Annotated in this window: 15 protein-coding genes and 1 tRNA gene; 5 read left to right on the top strand and 11 right to left on the bottom strand. The window is 59.8% G+C overall.

Annotated elements, in window-relative coordinates:
* Positions 1–86 precede the first annotated feature (86 nt).
* Positions 87–1229 (bottom strand): ABC transporter substrate-binding protein, encoded by a 1143-nt coding sequence (locus WNZ14_RS07735; protein WP_342867994.1) that lies wholly within the window; start codon positions 1227–1229, stop codon positions 87–89.
* A gap of 344 nt (positions 1230–1573) precedes the next feature.
* On the opposite strand from WNZ14_RS07735, the gene WNZ14_RS07730 reads away from it, so the two are divergent.
* On the top strand, positions 1574–1810 hold the full coding sequence (locus tag WNZ14_RS07730) for an Lrp/AsnC ligand binding domain-containing protein (RefSeq protein ID WP_342867993.1): 237 nt from the start codon (positions 1574–1576) through the stop codon (positions 1808–1810).
* A gap of 89 nt (positions 1811–1899) precedes the next feature.
* Here WNZ14_RS07730 and WNZ14_RS07725 read toward each other — a convergent pair.
* Positions 1900–1976, bottom strand: a tRNA-His gene (locus tag WNZ14_RS07725).
* A gap of 216 nt (positions 1977–2192) precedes the next feature.
* Entirely contained in the window at positions 2193–2651 is a 459-nt protein-coding gene (locus WNZ14_RS07720) for a phasin family protein (protein WP_342867992.1), read from the bottom strand.
* Between the two features lie 244 nt (positions 2652–2895).
* On the opposite strand from WNZ14_RS07720, the gene WNZ14_RS07715 reads away from it, so the two are divergent.
* A complete protein-coding gene (locus WNZ14_RS07715; protein ID WP_342867991.1) occupies positions 2896–7251 on the top strand; it encodes an ATP-binding protein in 4356 nt (1451 codons plus the stop codon).
* 319 nt (positions 7252–7570) lie between these two features.
* Here WNZ14_RS07715 and WNZ14_RS07710 read toward each other — a convergent pair whose 3' ends face one another.
* The 3 genes from WNZ14_RS07710 to WNZ14_RS07700 form a co-directional block, all read right to left on the bottom strand.
* Positions 7571–10630, bottom strand: coding sequence for an efflux RND transporter permease subunit (locus WNZ14_RS07710; RefSeq protein WP_342867990.1), 3060 nt, complete (start codon positions 10628–10630; stop codon positions 7571–7573).
* Positions 10627–11715, bottom strand: coding sequence for an efflux RND transporter periplasmic adaptor subunit (locus WNZ14_RS07705; RefSeq protein ID WP_342867989.1), 1089 nt, complete (start codon positions 11713–11715; stop codon positions 10627–10629). The genes WNZ14_RS07710 and WNZ14_RS07705 overlap by 4 nt, the downstream gene beginning before the upstream one ends.
* A gap of 295 nt (positions 11716–12010) precedes the next feature.
* Entirely contained in the window at positions 12011–13963 is a 1953-nt protein-coding gene (locus WNZ14_RS07700; RefSeq protein WP_342867988.1) for an acetoacetate--CoA ligase, read from the bottom strand.
* Positions 13964–14145: 182 nt separating this feature from the next.
* On the opposite strand from WNZ14_RS07700, the gene WNZ14_RS07695 reads away from it, so the two are divergent.
* The gene (locus WNZ14_RS07695; RefSeq protein ID WP_342867987.1) at positions 14146–16020 is read left to right on the top strand and encodes an AsmA-like C-terminal region-containing protein; all 1875 of its coding nucleotides are present in this window, start codon (positions 14146–14148) and stop codon (positions 16018–16020) included.
* Between the two features lie 116 nt (positions 16021–16136).
* Positions 16137–16379 carry a DUF6460 domain-containing protein gene (locus tag WNZ14_RS07690; protein WP_342867986.1) on the top strand — a complete coding sequence of 81 codons (243 nt, stop codon included), beginning with the start codon at positions 16137–16139 and terminating at the stop codon, positions 16377–16379.
* A 24-nt stretch (positions 16380–16403) separates the two neighbouring features.
* On the opposite strand, the gene WNZ14_RS07685 is transcribed toward WNZ14_RS07690, so the two are convergent.
* The 5 genes from WNZ14_RS07685 to WNZ14_RS07665 all read right to left on the bottom strand — a co-directional run bounded on the left by WNZ14_RS07685 (position 16404) and on the right by WNZ14_RS07665 (position 22221).
* Positions 16404–17225 carry an ABC transporter permease gene (locus tag WNZ14_RS07685; RefSeq protein ID WP_342867985.1) on the bottom strand — a complete coding sequence of 274 codons (822 nt, stop codon included), beginning with the start codon at positions 17223–17225 and terminating at the stop codon, positions 16404–16406.
* A 10-nt stretch (positions 17226–17235) separates the two neighbouring features.
* Positions 17236–18144: an ABC transporter permease subunit gene (locus tag WNZ14_RS07680; protein WP_342867984.1), complete on the bottom strand. Its 909-nt coding sequence runs from the start codon at positions 18142–18144 to the stop codon at positions 17236–17238.
* Between the two features lie 10 nt (positions 18145–18154).
* Positions 18155–19294, bottom strand: a complete 1140-nt coding sequence (locus WNZ14_RS07675) for an ABC transporter ATP-binding protein (protein WP_342867983.1) — start codon at positions 19292–19294, stop codon at positions 18155–18157.
* Positions 19295–19468: 174 nt separating this feature from the next.
* Positions 19469–20527: a polyamine ABC transporter substrate-binding protein gene (locus tag WNZ14_RS07670; protein ID WP_342868536.1), complete on the bottom strand. Its 1059-nt coding sequence runs from the start codon at positions 20525–20527 to the stop codon at positions 19469–19471.
* A 254-nt stretch (positions 20528–20781) separates the two neighbouring features.
* Complete coding sequence (locus WNZ14_RS07665) at positions 20782–22221, bottom strand: short-chain fatty acyl-CoA regulator family protein (RefSeq protein WP_342867982.1); 1440 nt, start codon at positions 22219–22221, stop codon at positions 20782–20784.
* A gap of 248 nt (positions 22222–22469) precedes the next feature.
* On the opposite strand from WNZ14_RS07665, the gene aceA reads away from it, so the two are divergent.
* Positions 22470–23759, top strand: a complete 1290-nt coding sequence (aceA, locus tag WNZ14_RS07660; RefSeq protein WP_342867981.1) for an isocitrate lyase — start codon at positions 22470–22472, stop codon at positions 23757–23759.
* Positions 23760–23817 lie beyond the last annotated feature (58 nt).

The raw sequence follows: 23817 nt of genomic DNA, 5'->3' as shown, positions 1-23817 counted from the left end.
GAAAGGGACGCTGCAAGGCTCTTTATCGATGCAAGAAAAAGACCGGGCGGAGCATGGTGCATCCGCCCGGTCCTGACGGCTGATGATTACATCTTGCAATCGGCGGCGTAGGCATCGCCGCGGTCGGAGAGCGCCGTGGCCACGATCTTGTTGGTGAAGATGTCACCTTCCTTGATCACTTCGCGGACATAGATGTCCTGGATCGGGTGGTGGTTCGGGCCGAAGCTGAACTTGCCACGAACCGACTTGAAGTCGGCTGATTCCAGAGCCTTGCGGAACGCATCCTGATCGGTGACGGCGGCAGTGCCCATGGCCGAGAGCAGCAAATTGCCGGTGTCATAGCCCTGGGCCGCGTAGATCGACGGCAGGCGGTTGTATTCGGCCTGGTAGGCGGCAACAAAATCCTTGTTGGCCTGGTTGTCGAGATCCTTTGACCAGGTCGAGGTGTTCTTGACGCCGAGTGCTGCGTCGCCGACCGCCTGCAGGATGTTCTGATCGAACGAGAAGGCAGGACCGATCAACGGTACACCGACGGCTGCGCCGGCATACTGCTTCATGAAGGAGATGCCCATGCCGCCTGGCAGGAAGAAGAACACGCCATCGGCGCCGGAAGCGCGGATCTGGGCGATCTCGTTGGCATAGTCCGTGGCACCCAGTTCGGTGTAGACCTCGTTTACGACTTCGCCCTTGTAGAAGCGCTTGAAGCCGGCCAGCGAATCCTTGCCCGCCGGATAGTTCGGCGCCATGATGAAGACCTTCTTCATGCCCGCGGTGTTGGCGTATTCGCCGGCGGCTTCATGCAGATTGTCGTTCTGGTAGGAGACCGAGAAATAGTTCGGGTTGCAGCCCGCACCCGCCAAGGCCGAAGGTGCGGCATTGGTGGAGAGATAGAATTTGCCCTGGGCCACCGCCGACGGCACGACAGCCATGGCGAGGTTGGACCAGACGATACCGGTGAGCACGTCGACCTTGTCTGACTGGATCAGCTTGTCGGCTAGCTGCACGGCCAGATCCGGCTTCTGTGCATCATCCTCGACAATGACTTCGATATCCTTGTTGCCGGATTGCTTGACCGCGAGCAGGAAGCCATCACGGGAATCGATGCCGAGCGATGCGCCGCCGCCGGACAGTGTCGTGATCATGCCGACCTTGACCGGTTCAGCAGACGCAATCGATACGCCGGCCAGAAGCGACGCAGCGGTCGCCAAACCCAAAAATGTCTTTTTCATTGATAGTCCTCTCTGTTTTTGATGCAGAGCCGGCCTTGTTGCGGTCCGGTCAATGCACCATTGTTCCCTGTGGTCAATAAATGCACACCTCGCCTCAAAGAGTCCATTCGAGAAGGGCATGCAGGCATTTTATGAGAGCATTGGAGCGGTTGCAGCACCTTCGGGTGGCACATGGCGCTCCCATGATCGCCATTGATCCAGACCTTACCAGCGAGCTTGGAGAATTCCAGTGCTTTTTTTAAGCTTAAAATAAATCTGCAGCAATTGTCCCTTGCACCACGGCCCCGGGCATGGTTCCAAGGTAGAATGCGGCATCAGCCATCAAGTGCAGAAGGAGACCGTCCATGCAGTGTTTTTTCGTTGAGTTTCAATGCAAGCTCGGCCAAGCCTACTCAGTGGCAGATGAGATTGCCAATCGCGAGATTGCGTCTGAGATCTACTCGGTCAGCGGACAATTCGACCTGATGGCTAAATTCTACATCGAGGACGATGTCGATATCGGCAGGTTTGTCGCCGACAATATTCACACCGTATCCGGGGTGGAGCGAACCCATACCATCCTGACCTTCAAGGCATTCTGAGCCACGACCAACACCGATGGGCGAACAGCCGTGCGCCTCGCACATGATCAAATGTGCGCGGCGCTGCAAATCTTGTAATGAAAAAAGAGTGGTACGATTGGGTGGGCTCGAACCACCGACCTCCGGATCCACAATCCGGCGCTCTAACCAACTGAGCTACAACCGCACGCCAGCTGACAAGGACCACGTCCAAGCCGCTTTGTTGCCGCTCACATACTGGCAGCAGGTGGTTTTTGCAAGGGGTTTCCAGCCGGTTTTCACAAATTCACCCGCCGAAAAATTGGCCTGACGCGATCAGGACCCGCATGCCATGAGAACCGTCATGCAACAGAAAAGGCCGGACACAGGGTCCGGCCTTTTGTCATTTCAGCGCATGAATAATTCAGGCAGCCTTGAATTCGCTCATGGCCTTTTCGGCCACGGTCTTGGAAGGCTTGGAAACTTCTTCAGCCAGCTTGCGGGTTGCTTCCTGCATTGTCTTGGCCTGGTCAGCCATCATTTCGGCCTGCTTGCGGAAGAATCCGGTCTGCAGTTCGATCATCTGAGCGACAGACTTGACGCCCAGCAGGGCTTCCATGTGCGACAGCGAATGCTCAACGTTGCCGCGAGCGGCGTCGATTGCCTTGAGGCTGAGTTCAACAGTACCGGCCTGGGCGGTTTCAAGCGTGGTTTCGATCGCCTTGGTGGCGTCTTCGGAAACGGTCTTGACCTTGGCGTAGGCTTCCTTGGTCTGATTGACAGACTTGTCAGCCATTTCGCGGTAGCTGTCGGTCATCTTGCTGACGTCGAATGAAGGGAATTCATACATTTCAGCGGATGTAGTGGTTTTCTTGGTCGCCATGTCACTTCTCCTTGAAGCATCAGTGGGACCTTTCGTGGCCCCGTTTCGATTTCAAGAGAACAGTATCATAGCTTATGGTGCAGTGCAACATTTATTGTGCAGCGCGCCATCCGTTAACCGTTTCGCGACAAATCACGGCAGTTGTGGCCCGGTTCGCTGGACCAGTGACGGCGGCAAAGCTATTAATAATTCCTTAATTCCTCCTCGTGATGGGGATAAACAGGCCAAAACTGGAATACCACCCATGCCGGCACACCACTATCCTTTTATTGACCTTGCGGTTCACGCCTCGGTCCGCGACCACTTTGCCAGGGGCAATGCTGTCGCCGTGCTGAGCCGCGACCTGGGCGAAGTGCTATGGGCCAATGGCGCTGCCGCGCAGCTTTTCGGCTTCTCCAATATCTACGACATTCTGGATGAAGGCTTTGGTGGCCAGACTTCGACACGGCGGCAGATCGAAAGCGCGGTCAGCGGGCTGGAGCGCACCGGCAGACCGCAGAATTTCATGATGCGGGCAACGAGCGGCTTTTCACGCACGATGGCACCTGCAACGCTTGAGGACTTCACCCTGCCCGACGGCGAACAGGCGCTGATGCTCACCAGCAGCCAGGCTGGCCAGGCTCTGGGCCCAATCGCACGCGCACGGCAGATCATTGCCGGGTTCGAGGGAACCGGCACCCATGTTGCCGTTCTCGACGAGGACGCCCAGGTGCTGGCGGCCTCAAGCACGTTCGACGAGATCGGCCTTGCAGGTGCCGATATTCAGCGGATGGTCGCGGATGTGGCCGGCGCAGTTGATCGGCTGGTCAAGCGGATGACGGATTCGCCCAATGGCGCAATGCCCACCGCAATCGGCAGGCTGGCGGATGATCCGGTGCTGCACCTTCTGTTTGCCGTCGAACCTGCCCCGGCAGACGAGACACCCTTTGCGACTGGTGAAACCGCCGAAACGGCAGAAGAAGTTTCCGCTGGCGACGTTCACTCCGAAGACGCTTTGTACGAAGCGCCATCGGACACCGGTGAGAAAAGCGATGCAGCTCCGACTTTCGAGACCGAGACGTCAACCGATACCGAAACGGTGACTGAAAGCATCGCAGAGACACCTTCGGAAAACGGTACTGAAGCCGCCGATGAACCCGAAGCCATCGAGGAGGCCCCGACCCGGACATTCTTCGACACCAGGCGGATTCGCGACGAACTCAATGCGCGGCTGGCAAAGGCGGAACAGGAGAATGATCTCCCGGCAGCCTTCGCCGACGCCCGCGGTCTTGAGTTCCCTTCGGAGACGGAAGAGACAAGCGAAGATGACACCGCCAACCACGATGATGAGGCCGCAGATCATGCGCCGGAGACGTCGGGTGATGATATGACGGCCTCCAGCGAGGAGGCTCCTTCCGATCACGACGAGACGTCGAACACCGAGGAGCATTCCAGCGAGGGCGAAATTTCCACTCAGCATGAGACTGACAGCCAGGGCGATGACACGGCAACCGGAGACGACGAAAGCGCAGATCTGACACCAGAGTCATCCGGTGAGGATATGACGGCTTCCAGCCAAGATGCTCCTTCCGATCACGACGAGACGTCGAGCATCGCGTCAGATGCCGATGAGGGTGATACCTCCACTCAGTACGAGACTAACGGCGAGGACGATGACACGGCCACCAGAGACGACGAAAGCGCAGATCTGACACCAGAAACATCCGGTGAGGAAATAGCGGCCTCTGGTGACGAGGTCGCTTCCGATCAGGACGGGATTTCCGTCCGAGACGAGAACACCGGCGAGGGCGAGAGCTCACGTCAGGACGAGACTGCAGGCCAAGACGATCAGCCGGCGGTGCAAGAGGTTGCTGACAAAGAGCCGCTTCAAGAGGCTGCCGCAGCAGTGCCCGAATTCCAGTTCGATCCGGCTGGCAAACCGGCGCGGTTCGTCTGGAAGATCAATCGCGACGGCGAATTCAGCGAAGTCTCGCCTGAGTTCGCAGCCGCGGTCGGCCCGCATTCAGCAGATATTGTCGGCCGCAAATTTCCGGATCTGGCGCGGGTTTTCAACCTTGATCCCGATCATGTCATCTCCGACCTGCTCAATCGCCGCGACACCTGGTCAGGCAAGACGGTGCTTTGGCCGATTCAGGGAACCGACCTCGTCACGCCGGTCGATCTGGCGGCTTTGCCGACCTACACCCGCGACCGGCACTTCGACGGGTTCAGGGGCTTTGGCATTGTCCGGACCAGTGAAACACGCCCGGACCCGGAAGCGCTGGGTCTGGCTCTCGTCCCTGGCAGCGTTTCGCGATCGATTGATGACATACCCCTGACCGACGACCTTACCGGTACAGAATTCGAGGATGATCACGGCTCGCTTTCGCCAGACCTTGGCGACACGGACGGTGCGACCGCCGAGGACGATGCGGATCTCGAAATGCGCGATCTTGAGCGCGATATCGACGACCTTTCCCGCATGGACGGCGTTCACGACGAGCCGACAGACAAGCAGTCCGGCACGGATGACGCCAATCTGGACGTGACCGATGACGCCGATGCTGAGGAGACCGGCAACCACGCAGCCGATCCGTTCCGCGGCGAACGCCCGGCGATCCGGCTGGTGGAAACACCAATGCGGCGCGACAGTGACAAGGTCATCAATCTCGAGGCGCACAGGCCGCGAATGCCGAGGGAGAGTCTTTCGCCCGGAGAACAGGCTGCATTCCGCGAGATCGGCGTCCGCCTTGGCAAGACGTCTCAGCAGGACACCGGTGCACCGGACAAGGCGGAGCAATCAAGATCCGAATCCGCGCCGCCTGCATTGCCAAGAGAGCCGCAGACCTTTGGCAAGCGTCAGGCACCCGAGAATGACCAGTCCGGTGCTGGCGATAGCAGCTTGTCATCCCATGATGACCACGTGGACCAGCAGAGCGACCTTCCGCAGACCGGAGCGGACGCTGACATGGCCGGAAATTCAGCTGATGAGGCCCGCAGTGATGCTGTCTCTCCGGCTCAGGCCGAGGAAACCCAAACCGCAGCTTTGGCGGCTCTGCCATCCGCATTCGCGCTTCCGGCCCGCCAGGTCATGCCTGCGGGCATGGATGCCGGCATCATCGATGCTATCCCGGCAGCCCTTCTGGTGCATGCCGGTGACGAGCTGATCCACGGCAATGCAGAGTTCTTCGAACTGACCGGCTACGCCTCGCTGGAAGAGCTCGCCGGTCACGGCGGCCTTGATCATCTGCTTGAGCGCTCGAGTGAAGAGCAACCATCAAATGACAGTGGACTGTTTGTCAGGCGCGGCGATGGTGGCAGACGTGGCGTCACCGCCCGACTGCGCTCGGTCAACTGGGGCAATGGCCAGGCGCTTTTGCTGGCGCTGTCGCCACGCGAAGTCTCGACTGCTCACGCTGCCGAGGTGCCCACCCTCACCCCGCAGGATGAGAGCGTCGATGAACCCGAGCCCGATTTCGAAGCGGCGTCCCAGGTGAACGCACTGCAGATCGAGGCGCAGGAGCTGCGTTCGATCCTGGAGACCGCCACCGATGGCGTCGTCATCCTCAACAATGACGGCACCATCCGCTCGATGAACGGCTCGGCCTGCGCGCTGTTCAACTACGATGAGACCGAGACCCACAGCCAGCCGTTCGCCATGCTGTTTGCCCATGAAAGCCAGCGCGCGGTGATGGACTATGTCTCGGGCCTTGCCGATCACGGAGTGTCGAGCGTGCTCAATGACGGGCGTGAAGTGATAGGGCGCGAAGCCTCCGGCGGGTTCTTGCCGCTGTTCATGACCATCGGCCGGCTTTCGGGCTCGAACGGCTATTGCGCCGTACTGCGCGACATCACCCAGTGGAAGCGGACGGAGGAAGAGCTGCGCAATGCCAAGCGCGCGGCGGAAACGGCCAATTCGCACAAGTCCGATTTCCTCGCCCGGGTCAGCCACGAAGTCCGCACGCCGCTCAACGCCATCATCGGATTTTCCGAAATGATGGTGGAAGAGCGGTTCGGCCCGATCGGCAGCCCGCGCTACCTTGAATACGCCCACGACATCGGCAATTCGGGAAAACATGTGCTCGACATCGTCAATGACCTGCTCGACATTTCCAAGATCGAGGCCGGCCAGGTCAGCATGGAGTTTGTCTCGGTCTCGCTCAATGATCATCTGGCCGAAAGCGTTTCACTGTTGCAGCCGATGGCCAACAGCCAGCGCGTGATCATCCGCACCAGCCTGTCGGCGAGCGTGCCGGATGTTGTCGCAGACCAGCGTTCGATCAAGCAGATCGCGCTCAACCTGCTGTCAAACGCCATCCGCTACACGCCGTCGGGCGGGCAGATTGTCGTCTCGACCTCCTACGAGCCTTCGGGCAATGTGGTCATCCGCATTCGCGACACCGGTATCGGCATGAACCGCAAGGAACTCGAGCAGGCGATGAAGCCGTTCGGCCAGGTCGGCCCCGGCCCGCGCCAGCGCGGTGACGGCACCGGCCTCGGCCTGCCGCTGACCAAGGCGATGGTCGAGGCCAACCGCGCCCAGTTCGACATTGTCTCGGCACCGGGCGAAGGAACGCTTGTCTCCATCGCCTTCCCTCCGCAGAGGGTTCTGGCAGACTGACACAGTAAAAAAAGACGGGGACCTAATGGGTCCCCGTTTGAGTAATTGCATCAGTGCTAACCAACACCATGAAGAGCTTGTGCTTCCCAAGGTTAGCGCGAAATATGCGCCCAAACTCTTGCCGTGTCCTTGCCATCTTATTTAAGACTTTACTGAATTAACCGGCTTCGCTTGGCTTGGTTAAAATTCGGGGTAAGGTCTGGTTAACCATGATGGGGCGATCACAGCGCCGAATGGTGCAAGTGCTGTCCAAATGAGACGCCGGGCATACTCTTCTCTCTCCACTCGAACGAGCCCAACTGATGACGAGCCAGCTTTGCTAAGCTGCGCTCTGCGCCATCTCTTCCTCGCTTTCCCGGTCCCATTGCAGAAGGTCGTAGAGAACAGGCGTCAGAAACAGCGTGAGGATCGATGCGGCGAGGAAGCCGCCGATGATGACGATACCGATGGAAACGCGGCTGGCCGCACCTGCACCAGTGGAAAGCACCAGCGGCACTGCGCCCAGAACGGTCGACAACACAGTCATCAGGATCGGACGCAGGCGCACGGTCGCGGCTTCAATCACGGCTTCACGAACAGGCTTGCCCTCGTCGCGCAACTGGTTGGCGAATTCGACGATCAGAATGCCGTTCTTGGCCATCAGGCCGATCAGCATGATCATGCCGACCTGCGTGTAGATGTTGACCGCCTCCCCAAGTGTGAACAGCGTCAGCAAGGTGCCGGCCGCGGCCAGAGGCACCGACAGCAGAATGACAACCGGCTGGATGAAGCTTTCAAACTGGGCCGACAGCACCAGGAAGACCACCAGCAGGGCAAGGCCGAATGTGAGCGCTATCCCGCCCGAGGTCTCCTGAAAGGTCTCGGCCTGTCCCGAATAGGCAACCTGCATCTGCGGCGGCAGATCCCGGGCGATGCGCTCGACCGTGGCGATAGCCGACCCCAGATCGACGCCATCGGCCAGTGAGGCGGAGATTTCGACGGAGGGCTGGCGGTTGAACCTGTTGAAGGCCTGCACCGAGGCGCGGCGTTCGAGCGTTACCAATCCGTCGAGCGGCACCAGTTCGCCATTCGCCGCGCGCACATTGATGCCGCGCAGGTCCCCGGCTGAGGCGCGCCGGTCGTCAGGCGCCTGCAGGATCACCGGATACTGGCGGTCGCGAGATATGAATTCCGTCACCTCGGCAGAGGCAAAGAAGGTGCGCACTGCATCGGAAATCGCCCGCGCGTCAATGCCGATCTCACGCGCCATGGCGCGGTTCACGTTGATGTCGTAGCCGGGCGTGTTGATCTCGTAATCGCGGCGCACGCCAACGATATCAGGCTCTTCGCGCAGACGCTGGACCAACTGGGCAGAGTAATTGGCGGCATCTTCAAAGCTCGGCGCCGTGACGATAAGCTCAAGGCCGGAGCTGCCGCCTGCATTCAGGCCGGAGGGCGCGAAGCTGCGGACATTGGCCAGCGTGATCTTGGCAAATTCGGGGCGGAGTTCCGACAGTACCTCGCGCGGTCCGATGTCGCGCTCATCCCAGAGTGCCATGGTGGCAACGACGAAGGCCCGACCGGTCTCGCCATACTGACCAACAATTGCGATGACGTCTTCGACGACGCCCTCCTCGCGGTAAGGTTCGATCAGGTCCTCGACCCGCTTTACCGCTGCATCGGTCAAGCCCAGTGCCGAGCCGGCAGGGGCCTGAATGGAGACAAAGAACGTACCGCGATCCTCGTTCGGCGTCAGCTGCGAGGGAAGCTGCTGATAGAGTGTCCAGGACATTCCGGTCAGGGCGGCGGAGATCGCGAGGATGACGATGGGCGCTTTGATTGCCCGGGTCAGGAGGCTGCGATAGCTATTTGAAAGACGCTCCGTCGCGCCCTGAACAATGCGGGCAAAGCGGCTGTCGTTCATGCCCTTTTTCAGCACAAGGCTCGCGATCACCGGGCAGAATGTCAGCGCGACAAAGGTCGAGAGCGCCACGGCGATGGCAAGCGTGATGCCGAATTCCTGAAACAGCTTGCCGATCTCACCCTGCAAGAAGGACAGTGGCACAAACACCGAGATCAGCACCGCCGAGGTGGAGACCACCGCAAAAAACACCTGGTTTGCGCCTGCGCGCGCAGCCTCTTTCGGATCGTCGCCTTTTTCCACGCGCCGCTCGATGTTTTCCAGCACCACGATGGCGTCATCGACGACCAGGCCAATGGCAAGGATCAGCGCAAACAGCGTCAGGATGTTGATCGAAAACCCTGCAGCGGCAATGCCGGCGCAGGCGCCAAGAAGCGCAATTGGAATGGTGATTGCCGGCACGATTGTCGCGCGGATCGAGGTGAGAAACAGGAAGATCACCATCACCACGATGGCAACGGATATGACAAGCGTGGTCAGCACCTGGCGGATCGAATTGTTGATGAAATCCGCATCATCCGATGAGATCTGAAGCGTCGTCCCCCCTGGCAGATCCGACCGGATCGCTTCGACCTCGGCGTTCACCGCCGAGGAAATTGACAGCGTGTTGGCCGAGGACTGACGCAACACACCGATGCCGATGGCTGTCTCGCTGTTGGCGCGGAACATGCTGTCGTCGCTCTCGGTCCCGATCTCGACCGTAGCCACATCGCCAAGGCGGATCCGCCCGTTCTCTGTCGTACTGACGATCAGCTCCTCGAACTCTGCGACACTCGACAACCGGGTTTCGGTACGCAGCAGATAGGTGCGCGAACTGCTTTCGATCTGGCCTGCTGGCAGTTCCAGATTGTTGGCGCGAAGCGCGTCGGCGATCTCGGTCGCAGTGATACTGCGCGCAGCCATGGCATCGGGATCAAGCCAGATACGCATGGCATAGGGGCGGTCACCATAGATCTGAACTGCAGCCACTCCGGCCAGCGTTTCAAGCCTGTCGGTGACAAAACGGTCGGCATAATCGGTCAGCTCCGGCGCCGACATCGTGTCAGAGGTCATGGTCATCCAGACGATCGGATCGCCCTGGCTGTCGTTCTTTTCCACCTGCGGCTCGTCGGCTTCTGTCGGCAGATCACCCGACACAGCCTGAACTGCGGCGCGCACATCGGACGCGGCCTGATCGACATCGCGCCCCTGACGAAAGGTGATGACGGTGCGCAAGCCCCCGAGTTCGGATTCGGTCGAGATCCGGTCGATGCCCGCGACCGTCGAAATCGCACCCTCGACGACGGAGGCCAGTTCGCTGTCAACGACCCCCGGCCCAGCGCCGGTGTATCCGACGCTGACGGTTACACGTGCGGTCGAGGTGTTTGGCAGTTCGCGCACAGGCATGCTGGTGACGCCGGCGATGCCCAGAACAACGATCAGAATTGACATCACCGTGGCGAGCACGGGGCGGCGGATGCACAGATCAGGAAGGGTCATTCGAGGCCCTCCCGCGCAACGTTCTCATCAATTACGACAGGGGCGCCGTCCGAGAGCTGATCCCATCCCGCAATGACAACACGATCGTCTGCGCTCAAGCCCTCCCGCACCTCGGTCAGCGCGCCAAGCGAGGTGCCGATTTCGATCTCGGTTCGCTCGGCGTTGCCGTCCTCGACCCTGTAGACATAGGTTGTCAGACCTTCGCTGATGATCGCGTCGTCGGGAATTCCAATGCCTTGGTAGGTGTCGAGCACAAGCCGCGAATTGGCGAACATGCCGCCGACAAGACGGCGGTCCGGGTTGTCGATTTCAGCCCTGATCTCCAGGCTTCTTGAGCCGAGATTGATCTCCGGCGCGCGCAATGTGACGCGTCCCTCAAAGCTCTCGCCGGGATAGGCGGGAGTGGTGATGAACAGGGCCTGACCTTGCTGTACCCTGTCGTAATAGCGCTCCGGCACGGAAAGAGACACCTCGACCGCCGAAAGGTCCGACAGCTTCGTCACCGGCACGCCGCTTTGAATGAAGCTGCCCGGCTCGGTGTCGATCACCCCGAGCGTGCCCGCGAAAGGAGCGGTAATGGCGCGATCGTCAAGATCCGCACGGGCCGTCATGATGGCTGCCTCGGCACGGCTCAGCGTGGCGCGTGCCTGCTCAAGGCTGGCGTCAGCAGCAACATTGCTGTCGGCCAATTGCTCGATCCGCTCGAAGTTCTGCCGCGCCTCGCTCAATGTCGCTTCGGCCTCGACCAGCGCGGCACGCGTTGCACGGTCATCGAGCTGGATCAGCAATGCGCCTTCCTCAACCTGCTGCCCGGATGCAACCGGCACACTTGTGACGCGTCCCGGCGCATTGGAGACAAGTTCCACCGACCGTACGGGCCGGAGCGTTCCCACTGCGGAGACCGCATCCTCGATGGTCTGCGCCTGGGGCGATGTGACACCGACACGCGTCGGTTGCCTGCCCGAACCAACATCGCCAGAGCCCGCCTCCTCACTCGAAAGAAGCAGCTGTGTGCCGAACACCCCTCCTGCCGCGAAAGCCAGAACGACAATGAAGGAGATCACAAATTTCAGAACGCGCGTCACGGAAAACCTTTCGTCAATGTTGCAGACTAATTGGTTCATCCTTGAAATATTTCAACACGGCAGCGTCATTCTGACCCCAACCATACCGAATATGAAGCATATTTCAGCTAAATAAATTCCTGAATCGGAAAACTGGAAATAGATTTTCTGAATGGTATTTTACCAATATGCGATATAGGTAAAATACATTACTCCCATTCATTTAAATCGTTCCAGCTCACGCAATACTTATTGCCACGCCCGGGTTCTACACGTCACTTTCGCGGCATGTAATAGACTATAGTATGCCATCACTTCAGCTCTTGAGTTCTTCAAGCCCTTCGAACAGCTGCAGCGCCTCAGGATTGGCCAGCGCCTCCTGGTTCTTGACCGGTCTTCCGTGGACGATGTCGCGGACGGCGAGTTCGACGATCTTGCCGGACTTGGTGCGCGGGATGTCGGCGACAGTGATGATCTTGGCCGGCACGTGACGCGGCGAGGCGCCGGTGCGGATCTTTGAACGGATCTTGGCCTGCAGCGCATCATCGAGGGCGACACCTTCGGCGAGGCGGACGAAGAGCACGACACGGACATCATCCTCCCAGTCCTGGCCGATGCAGATCGCCTCCAGCACCTCGTCCATCTGTTCGACCTGGTTGTAGATCTCTGCCGTTCCGATGCGGACGCCGCCCGGGTTCAGCGTTGCATCCGAGCGGCCGTGGATGATGATGCCGTGATGCGGCGTCCATTCGGCGAAATCGCCATGGGTCCAGATGTTGTCGAAGCGAGAGAAATAGGCAGCGTGGTACTTCTGGTCGTCCGGATCGTTCCAGAACCCGATCGGCATGGCCGGGAACGGCTTGGTGCAGACCAGTTCACCCTTTTCACCGGTGACGGATTTGCCGTCCTCGTCCCAGACATCGACGGCCATGCCGAGGCCGGGGCCCTGAATCTCGCCGCGCCACACCGGCAGCGCCGGATTGCCCAGCACGAAGCAGGATACGATGTCGGTGCCTCCTGAAATCGAGGCCAGATGCACGTCCGGCTTGATGCCTTCATAGACGAAGGAAAACCCTTCCGGCGACAGCGGCGAACCGGTCGAGGTCAACAGCCTGAGCGACGAGAGATCATGGGTCTTGACCGGCTCCAGCCCGCCCTTGCGCACGGCGTCGATGAATTTCGCAGAGGTGCCGAGGACCGCGAAACGCTCTGTTGCGGCGTAATCAAAAATCACGTTGCCGTCGGGATGGAACGGCGAGCCGTCATAGAGGCACAGCGTCGCGCCGACCGCCAGACCGGACACCAGCCAGTTCCACATCATCCAGCCGCAGGTGGTGAAATAGAACAACCGTTCGCCGGGTTCGAGCCCGCAATGCAGCCGGTGTTCCTTCAGATGCTGCAGCAGCGTGCCGCCGGCCGAATGAACGATGCATTTCGGGATGCCGGTGGTGCCAGAGGAGAACAGGATATAGAGCGGGTGGGCAAACGGCAGCGGCTCGAACTCGACCGGCTTGGCCGGGTAATCGGCGATGAAGGCCGAAAGCGTCGTGGCGCCAGAAACCGCGCTCGCGACCGCCTCACCATCATCAAGCATCGGCACGATGATGGTGGCGTTGGGCTTGAGCGAATCGGCGATCTCGACGAGCTTCGCCGTCACATCCTGGCGCTTGCCATTGTACCAGTAGCCGTCACACGAAATGAACAGCTTGGGTTCGATCTGGCCGAAGCGATCGAGCACCCCGCGCACGCCAAAATCAGGCGAGCAGGACGACCAGATCGCGCCGATCGAGGCGCACGCAAGCATGCAGGCGATGGTTTCGGGCATGTTCGGCATCATCGCGGCGATGCGGTCGCCCTTGGTGACGCCGTGGGCGCGGAAGGCCTGCTGCAACTGCGAGACCAGAGCGTGCAGCTCGTCCCAGCTCATGGAGCGCTGTGGATTGTCCTCGGCCCGAAATAGCATCGCCGGTTCGGAGCCGGTGCGGGAGAGCAGGTTTTCGGCAAAATTCAGTTCGGCATCGGGGAAGAACCGCGCGCCGGGCATGGCATCGCCATTCTCGATGATGCGCTCGCCCTTCTTGCCGCGCACGCCGCAGAAATCCCAGACCGCCGACCAGAAGCCCTCGCGGTCCGAGATCGACCATTCATGCAGCGCCAGCGGATCCGCCAGCGGCTGACCGGCACGCTCTCCGGCGAATTCGGCAAATTTCATCCACGGGCTCTGCTTCAGATCCTGCGCGTTTGGGCGCCAAAGCGGTGTGTCGGCCATGTTTTGCTCCTGCCATATGCTGCTGTCCGGTTAGTAGCATTGGCTCTGCCCGATGCAAACAGAACATCGTGCCGCAAGGCATGGGAAAGCGAAGACTGACCGTTCGCCAATTGCATTCGCGTTCACCAAGCTTTAACCAGAACCAGCAGCCCAGAATGGGGCATCGGTTTGGGAGTATCGGATTGGGGTTCATCATCGCACAGTGGTCCTTGCGACGTGCGGCGATTTCGGGTGCGCTTTTCGTGCTCGTCTCGGCCCTGGCCGTGTTCGCAAGCCTGCCGCTGGCGGTCTCCAGCGGCGTGGTGCGTGACCGTCTCGAGCGCGATATCAGCACATGGGCGGGCCACCCCGTGTCGCTCGGCGATGCGCCCTCGATCGATTACTGGCCAACGCCGACGATCAAGCTGGACAATGTCGAGATCAACCCGTCGAGCTTCGCGGGCGGCGACGCTATCATGCGCGCCGACAGCATCGTCGCCAATTTCAACCTGTTCTCGGCGGTGCTTGGCGCGCCGAGTTTCTCCGAATTCAGGCTGATCCGCCCAACCTTCAATGTCGAGCTCTATCCGGACGCAACCTCCAACTGGTCCTCGGCGTCTGGTGAGCTGGCGCAAGGGGTCAAGGCTGCAGTGGCGCGCGATCTGGCGGCGCAAGCCGGCGAAGAGGCCCCGGCAACAGCAGTCATTCCGGATTCGGCGGCTCTCGGGGCGGTCACGATCGAGGACGGGACTGTCAAATGGATCCGTGATCCGGGCGCGGAAGCCGAAAAGCTGACAGCGATCAACGGCACGCTGGCCTGGACCGCGCCCACGGCTGTGGCGCGTGCCAACATCACGGCCATCTTTCGCGGTGAGCAGGTAACGCTCACCGGCTCCACCGCGGCGCCACTGTTGCTGCTCGGCGGTCGTACCGCGCCTGTGGACGTGAAGGTGGCATCGGCGCCGCTCAATATCGATTTCGCCGGCTCGGCAAGTCTGGGACGGAACCTCTTCCTCTCAGGCGCGCTCAAACTGGCAAGCGTTTCGGTGCGCCGCGCGCTCGAATGGTCAGGCACCGACATCAAGCCGGGAGAAGCGCTGGGCGCGCTCGAACTTTCGGCAAAGATCAATGCCGAGCAAACCAAGGCCAAGCTTGACGACCTGATCATCATGATCGACCGCAACCGCGGCATTGGCGTGCTCGACGTCTCCCTGCGCGAAGATGCGCCGCCTTTGATTGCCGGCACGCTGGCATTCAACTCGCTTGATATCGCCTCGTTCCTGCAGGCATTCACGCCGCTGCCCAAGGCAGGCCAGGACATTGCCTCGACCATCGACACACGGTTCCTGCGCGAGCTTGGGCTGGATCTGAGACTTTCCGCGCAATCGGCGCAGTTCGGCCCGGTGGCGCTGTCCAATCTGGCTGCGGCTGCCCGTATCGATCAGGGGCGCGCCAATTTCGATGTTGGTGATGCCACGGCCTATGGCGGCAGCCTGATCGGCCGTATTGCCCTTTCCGAGCAAGGCATAGACGGCGGCGTCAAGGTGCAACTGTCGGCGCGCAAGACAAATCTCGGCGGCCTGTTCGATGCCATAGGCCTGACCGGGCCTTTGCCGCGCGGCAATGGATCGCTCGACCTCGAGGTCACGTCTCCCTATCCAACATGGGCCACGGCGCTGTCGGATCTGACGGGCAAGATCGATCTTGCCGTGGATGGGGGCATAGTGCCGGGCCTCAATATCGTAAAATTCCGCGAGCTGGCCAAGACCGAGCGCTTCTTCGATCTCGGGGAATTGGGCGAAGGCACCGGCTTCTCCTTCAACTCCGCGCGCTTCCAGGCAACCATCGCCGACGGCGAGGCCAATCTGACTACTGCAGAACTGATCGGCCCGCAGCAGATGATTTCATTGTCGGGAGTCATCCCCTATTCGCGCTCGAGCCTTGCCATTGCAGGTGTACTCGGACCTGTGCCTCCAGCCGACGGCAAGGTTGTGCAACCCGGCACCGGTCCGGAACCTTTGAGGTTCTTCATCGGCGGCTCATGGCCCCGGCCGGTGATTTCCCCGGTCACGCCGTGACACCTGGCGGCAGACCCGAGCGCTTGCGAAAGCTTTAGTATTTGGAGACAATCCGCCAGTATACTGCTTCGGGGACAGCTGGCATTTGCCAGAACAGAATGGGGACAAGCCAGATTATGCTGCGGTTGCTTTCAGCACTTGTCAAAATCCTATTGGCTTCGCTGGTTACCGGCGCAGTGCTGTCGGCGCTTAATCTTTCCGCAGCCGAATTGCTGGCCGAGATAGGGCTGACGCCGGATAGGGTTTTCGAGGCTCTGCAGGAAGGCGCTGCCTGGGCGGTCCCCAACATTGTTTTGGGATCGCTGGTGATCGTGCCGATCTGGTTCGTCACCTATCTGCTGCGCCCGCCCCGGAACTGAAACTTTCAGACCCTATGTCCGAAATCAGTGATTGGCGAATGCCGCCTGTTCATCGCGCTGACGCTTGACCTCACGGCTCTTGTTGAGAACCGAGGCAATGATGACGCCGATTGCCACAGCACCTATCAGCAGCGTACAGACCGCGTTGATTTCCGGCGTCACACCAAGTCTCACCTGGGAATAGATCTTCATCGGCAGCGTGGTTGCGCCCGGACCCGAGGTGAAGCTCGCGATCACCAGATCATCAAGCGACAGGGTGAAGGCCAGCATCCAGCCGGAGATCACCGCAGGCAGAATGACCGGCAGTGTGATCTGCATGAAGGTGGTGACGGGTCCGGCGCCCAGATCCATCGCCGCCTCTTCGAGCGAGCGATCAAAGCTCATCAATCGTGACTGCACAACCACCGCAACAAAGCACATGGTGAAGGTGATATGCGCCAACGTCACGGTCCAGAAACCGCGCGAGAAATCCACCGCCACAAAAAGCAAAAGCAGCGAGAGGCCGGTGATGACTTCGGGCATGACCAGTGGCGCAAACACCATGCCGGAGAACAGGATACGCCCGTTGAAGCGCGTGTAGCGGGTCAGTGCGAGGGCCGCGAGCGTGCCCAGGACGGTGGCGAAGGAGGCCGAAACAAAGCCCACCCGGACGGTCACCCAGGCGGCATCCATCAGGCCCTGATTGTTGAACAGCTCGCCATACCATTTGGTGGAAAAGCCGGCCCAGACCGTAACCAGCTGGGATTCGTTGAAGGAGTAGATCACCAGAATGAGGATCGGCAGGTAGAGAAATGCGAAGCCGAAGACCACCGAGGCAATGTTGAAACGTGACCAGGTTGTGTTCATGGGAAAATCCTCACCGCCCGCTTTCCTGGGATTTGGCCTGCGCCTGCTGGAAGAACATGATGGGCACCACCAGGATCAACAGAAGCAGCACGGCGACAGCCGAGGAGACCGGCCAATCCCGGTTGTTGAAGAACTCGCTCCACAGCGTTTTGCCGATCATCAGGGTGCGAGAACCGCCGAGCAGATCCGGAATGACAAACTCGCCGACGGCCGGGATGAACACAAGCAGGCAGCCCGCGACGATGCCGGGAATGGCGAGCGGAAAGGTGATTTTCCAGAAGGCCGAAATGGCCGGGCAGCCAAGATCCTGTGCAGCCTCGATCAGCGTGTAATCCATCTTCTCGAGTGCCGAATAGATCGGCAGCACCATGAATGGCAGATAGGAATAGACAATGCCGATATAGACGGCGGTGTTGGTGTTGAGGATGATCAGCGGCTCATCGATCACGCCGATGGCGAGCAGCAACTGGTTGAGCAGACCTTCCGGCTTGAGAATGCCGATCCAGGCATAGACCCGGATCAGGAAGCTGGTCCAGAATGGCAGGATCACCAACATCAGGAGCGTGGGACGCAGCGATGCCGGAGCCCGCGCCATGCCATATGCCAGCGGAAAGCCGATCAGCAGGGTGAAGACCGTCGAGATGAAGGCGATGGTGATCGAGGAGATATAGGCGTTGATATAAAGCGAATCCTCGGTCAGCCAGAGATAGTTGGAAAAGCTGAACTGCCTGAAGGCGTCGATGATGCCCGAAATCCCGTCCGCCATATCGATGGTCGGCGCATAGGGCGGCATCGCCATCATCGGCTCGGACAGCGATATTTTCAGGACGATACCGAAAGGCACCAGGAAGAAGACAAACAGCCAGAGATAGGGAACGATGATGACCAGGCGGCGGGTGATGGCGGAAACAAGCTTCATCTCATTGCCCTCAATTGCTCAGCACGATGCCGCTGTCGGTATCGAAGCAAACCCAGATTTCCTCGTCATAACCTATCGGGTTTTCAACAGTGCGGACCGCGTTGAGCAGGGAGGCCTTGACCACGTCTCCGTTCTTGAGCTTGACGTGAAATACCGTCATGTCGCCAAGATATCCGATGTCCCAGACCTCGCCGACGGCAGCATTGATCCCGCCCTCGGGTTTCTCGCGCGAGACCCGGAGTTTTTCAGGCCTGACGGCGAAACTGGCTTTCTTGCCCTGCGTCAGTGCATGTTGGGTTTCGGAGCGAATGATCATTCCATCGGGTGTTTCGATATCGACAATGTTGCCGTTGGAACCGGTGACCTCACCGCGGAAAATGTTGATGTCGCCGATGAAGCTCGCGACGAATTCCGAATTGGGCGCCTCATAGGTTTCTGCCGGCGTTCCGATCTGGATGATGCGGCCAAGATCCATCACCGCGATCCGGTCGGCCATGGTCATGGCTTCTTCCTGATCGTGGGTAACGACCACGAAGGTCAGACCCAGATCCTGCTGCAGATCCATCAGTTCGAACTGGGTTTCCTCGCGCAGCTTCTTGTCGAGCGCGCCGAGCGGCTCATCGAGCAACAGCACCTTGGGGCGCTTGGCGATGGACCTTGCAAGGGCCACGCGCTGGCGTTGGCCACCTGAAAGCTGATGCGGCTTGCGCTTGCCGAACTGGTCGAGCTTGACCAGCTTGAGCATATTGTTGACGCGGTCATCGATTTCGGACTTGGCCATGCCGTCCTGCTTGAGGCCGAAAGCGATGTTCTTTTCCACGCTCATATGCGGAAACAGCGCATAGGACTGGAACATCATGTTGACCGGCCGCTTGTAGGGCGGCACGCCCGAGAGGTTCTCGCCATCGAGCAGGATCTGCCCTTCGGTCGGGTTCTCGAAGCCGGCCAGCATGCGCAGAAGCGTTGACTTGCCGCATCCAGAGCCACCGAGCAGCGCGAAAAACTCGCGTTGATAGATATGCAGCGTCAGGTCTTTGACGGCGACGAAATCGCCAAATTTCTTGGTGATGTTATCAAAAGCAATGTAGGGGCGCTGGTTCGGATCATTCCATGGTTCAAAACTGCGCCTGATGCTGCCCAATGATTTCATGATCAACTGTCCCCATGATCAATACAAATGCCTGTCGCGCTCAACCTTATTGTCCGGGTGATACCGTACACGCATCATTTCCAACTGCTACAGCGCATTTGCACGTCCGATCAGATGCATGGCGCTGCAGTGAAAACCCCCGGCCCTTTGCAGGACCGGGGGTGAAGGTTTGTCTCACTGACCAGTGACGACCTTGGTCCAGGTCCGGGTCATGAGGCGCTGGGTGCGCTGATCCTTGGGCGTTGTCGAATAAAGCCGCCCGATGGTTTCCTCGTCCGGGTAAATGGCGGGGTCGCCGATCACGTCTTCATTGAGGAACGGCTTGGAAGCCAGATTGCCGTTGGCGTAGTAGACATAGTTGGATGCCTTGGCCATGACTTCCGGCTTCATGATGTAGTTGAGGAACTCATGCGCCTCTTCGACATGCTGGGCATCACCCGGGATCGCCATGTTGTCGAACCACATCAATGCACCTTCCTTGGGGATGATGTACTCGATGGTATTGCCCTGATCGGCCTCAGCCGCGCGGTCGCGGGCCTGCAGAATATCACCGGACCAGCCGACGGCCAGGCAGATGTCGCCATTGGCGAGCGCATTGATGTATTCCGACGAATGGAACTTCTTCACGCTCGGACGGACGCTGAGCAGCAGCTCTTCTGCCTTGGCGATGTCGTCAGGCTTGTTGGAGTCCGGGTCGAGGCCCAGATAGTTGAGCGCTGCAGGAATGATCTCCTCGGAGGTATCGAGCATGTAGACGCCGCAATCGGCGAGCTTGGCAAGATTCTCTGGCTTGAAAACGATGTCCCAGGAATTGAGCGGCGTGTCGCCGAGGCGTTCCTTGACCTTTTCGGCGTTGATGCCGATCCCGGTTGTGCCCCACATGTAGTTGATGGCGTGCTCGTTGCCGGGGTCGTATTTTTCCAGACGCGAACTGATCGCCGGATCCATGTTGGCGAGGTTCGGGAGCTTGGACTTGTCGAGCTTCTGGAACACGCCAGCCATGATCTGCCGGGCAAGGAAGGTACCGGTTGGCACAACGATGTCGTAGCCAGTGGAGCCGGCGAGCAGTTTGGTTTCCAGCACTTCGTTGGAATCAAACACGTCGTAGACAACCTTGATGCCGGTCTCCTTGGTGAAGTCCTCAAGGATGGACTCATCAATATAGTCGGACCAGTTGTAAACGTTGACGACGCGTTCTTGTGCGGATGCGAAAACAGTCGATGCAGCGAGCATGACGGCCGCAGAGAATAGACGGGTTTTCAGGGTCATTCCTGTTCCTCTCGTTTTTTCGTTCCCACCGCCAAATCAGGCCAAAGGTCTTGCGCCCTGCGCCCGTCTGCGGTGGTTCTAAGGCTTTGCCGGTAATGCCGGAGGCACGCAGACCTCCAACCCTATGAAGGAATTGCCCGAGCCACAAGAGGGGATTGAGCGATCAAGTGCTTTTATGCTGCACCGCAATCAGCGGCATCATCATGACTCCGGAAGCCCTACTGAAAATCGAAGGCAGACAGGCCGGTGACCATCTCATCAAGCCCCAACGGGCGGGTGATCGGTGGTTCGACACGGGCGAGACAGCCGGCGCGCTCGCACAATCTGCAGGACGGTCCCACGGCAATGGCAACCGGCTGCGATGACTTGCCACCTGTCATGGCCAATGCGCCGCCATAGACAATTTCATCGCGGAAGCCGATATCGCAGCCCAGAAGAATGGCGGTGCGGCGCGGCCGTTCGGAGAAGGCCCCCTGCGGCCCCTCCAGCGTGCGCGAGATGGTCAGAAACTCGGCGCCGCCGGGCAATTCCACCGCCTCGACCAGAACCTGGGAGGGTTGCGAGAACGCAGCATGGATCGACAATTTCGGGCAATTGCCGCCGAAGCGCTGCTGGGGAAATCCTTGCGCGCCGGCGCGGCGGAAGCGGTGGCCCGACACATCGACTTCCAGCATGAAGAATGGCACACCCTGCAAGGTAGGACGGCACAGGGTGGTGAGCCGGTTGGCGGCTTGCTCGAACGACACGGCAAAGCGCGACTTCAGCACGTCGATATCATAACGAGCGCGCTGGGCCGCCGAATGGAATGCCTCATACGGCATCATCAACGCATGCGCCGCATACCTCGCCAGCTCGAACCGGGCGATGCGGCGGGCCTCGTCGCTTGACAGCTGCAGCTCGTTGATGCCGGCGGCAATGGCGACATTCATACGGATCAGCGACGCCTCCATGGCGACTTCGCGCAGCTGATCAAATGGTGACAGCCGCTCGGAGAGGAACAGGCGCTGCGAGTGCCGGTCATAGCGGCGGCGCCAATTTGGCATGGTGGCGACCGGCAATGAGCGGACGACGACGCCGTGCTCGGTCCTGAGCCAGGCCTTGAGCGCACCCATCAGATCATCGCCGGGCTTGAGCAGGTGGTGAAAGGCTTCCGCCTCCTCTTCCAGTGCAGGATGATCGTTGGGCCGTGTTTCAAGAACCTCGCGCACTTCATCCATCGGCAGCCTTGCGCCCGACAGTGCCGGGCTGTGCCCATCACGGGCCAGCATGGCCGACAGATCGGACAGGCGCTCGGCCTGCTCGCGGTAGGCGCGATGCAGCTTGATGATAGCGGCGCTGGCATTGGGCGCGGCTTCGGCGATCTCGACCACTTCCTGGTCGCCGGGCAGCTCACCGGTCAGCAGCGGATCGGCGAAGACTTCCTTGAGGCTTGCCAGCGTGGTGCCGCCGCCCTCGCCTTGGAGTTCCTCGACATCGACCTTGTACACGCCGGAGAGCTTGAGGATCAGCTGGACCGTCAGTGGGCGCTGGTTGCGTTCGATCAGGTTGAGATAGGACGGCGAAATAGCCAGCGCCTCCGCCATTGCGGTCTGGGTCAGGCCCTTGGCATTGCGGATGCGGCGGATCCGCGGACCGGCAAATATCTTCTGTTCAGCCATGGCGCCCGTCTTTACAGGTTTTTACAGACTTTTACTGAAGTCTGAGAGTTTTCATCTTTTACAATTGTGACAAATTTACAGAAGGAATTTGTAAAAGACAAGACAGCATGACCTCAATTATCGACTGTAATTGCGGAATTTTCTCGGCTTCATGTGCGGCGCAATGTAAATCCTGTCACATCGAAGGCGAACGAAGAGCTCCCAAGCTGGTTTGCCCGAACCTGACAATTGCAGACCGGAGACACATCATGACTGATTTTTACAACCTCGTTCCCACCGCTCCTGAAGGCCGCTATGACGGCGTTGAGCGTCCTTACAGCCCTGCAGACGTTCAGAAGCTGCGCGGCTCGGTCAACATCAAGCACAGCCTCGCAGAAATGGGCGCCAACCGGCTGTGGAAGCTGATCCACGAGGAAGACTTCGTCAATTCGCTGGGCGCGATGACCGGCAACCAGGCCATGCAGCAGGTTCGCGCAGGGCTGAAGGCGATCTACCTTTCGGGTTGGCAGGTTGCTGCCGACTCCAACACCGCCTCGTCGATGTATCCCGACCAGTCGCTCTATCCTGCAAACGCTGCACCCGAGCTTGCCAAACGCATCAACCGTACGCTGCAGCGCGCCGACCAGATCGAGACTGCAGAAGGCAACGGCCTGTCGGTCGACACCTGGTTCGCCCCGATCGTTGCCGACGCGGAAGCCGGTTTCGGCGGCCCGCTCAACGCATTCGAAATCATGAAGGCCTTCATTGAAGCAGGCGTTGCCGGCGTTCACTATGAAGACCAGCTGGCGTCTGAAAAGAAGTGTGGCCATCTGGGCGGCAAGGTTCTGATCCCGACCGCAGCCCATATCCGCAACCTCAACGCTGCGCGGCTTGCCGCCGACGTGATGGGCACGCCGACGCTGGTCATCGCCCGCACAGATGCGGAAGCTGCGAAGCTCTTGACGTCGGACATTGACGAGCGCGACCGTCCGTTTGTCGACTATGATGCTGGCCGCACCATCGAGGGCTTCTACAACATCAAGAACGGCCTCGAGCCCTGCATCGCCCGCGCGGTTGCCTATGCGCCGCATTGCGACCTGATCTGGTGCGAGACTTCCAAGCCCGATCTCGAGCAGGCCCGCAAGTTTGCCGAAGGTGTGCACAAGCATCATCCTGGCAAGCTGCTCGCCTACAACTGCTCGCCGTCGTTCAACTGGAAAAAGCACCTCGACGACGCGACCATCGCCAAGTTCCAGCGCGAACTCGGCGCCATGGGCTACAAGTTCCAGTTCATCACGCTGGCTGGTTTCCACCAGCTCAACCACGGCATGTTCGAACTGGCCCGCGGCTACAAGGACCGGCAGATGTCGGCCTATTCCGAGCTGCAGGAAGCGGAATTCGCGTCCGAGGTCAACGGCTACACAGCGACCAAGCACCAGCGCGAAGTCGGCACCGGCTATTTCGACGCCGTATCGATGGCGATCACCGGCGGCAAGTCCTCGACCACCGCAATGGGTGAATCGACCGAGCACGCCCAGTTCAAGCCAGCCGCTGAATAAAGCAAAAAATCCCCTCACCCGCCCAACACGACCCGGGCGGGTGGGGACCCCATCAGAC

Origin of the sequence: Hoeflea sp. AS60 (assembly GCF_038900115.1) — a bacterium.
In the GTDB taxonomy this organism is placed as follows: Bacteria; Pseudomonadota; Alphaproteobacteria; order Rhizobiales; family Rhizobiaceae; genus Hoeflea.
The sequence above is the reverse complement of the archived record's forward strand: the minus strand, read 5'-3'. Positions and strand labels throughout refer to the sequence as shown.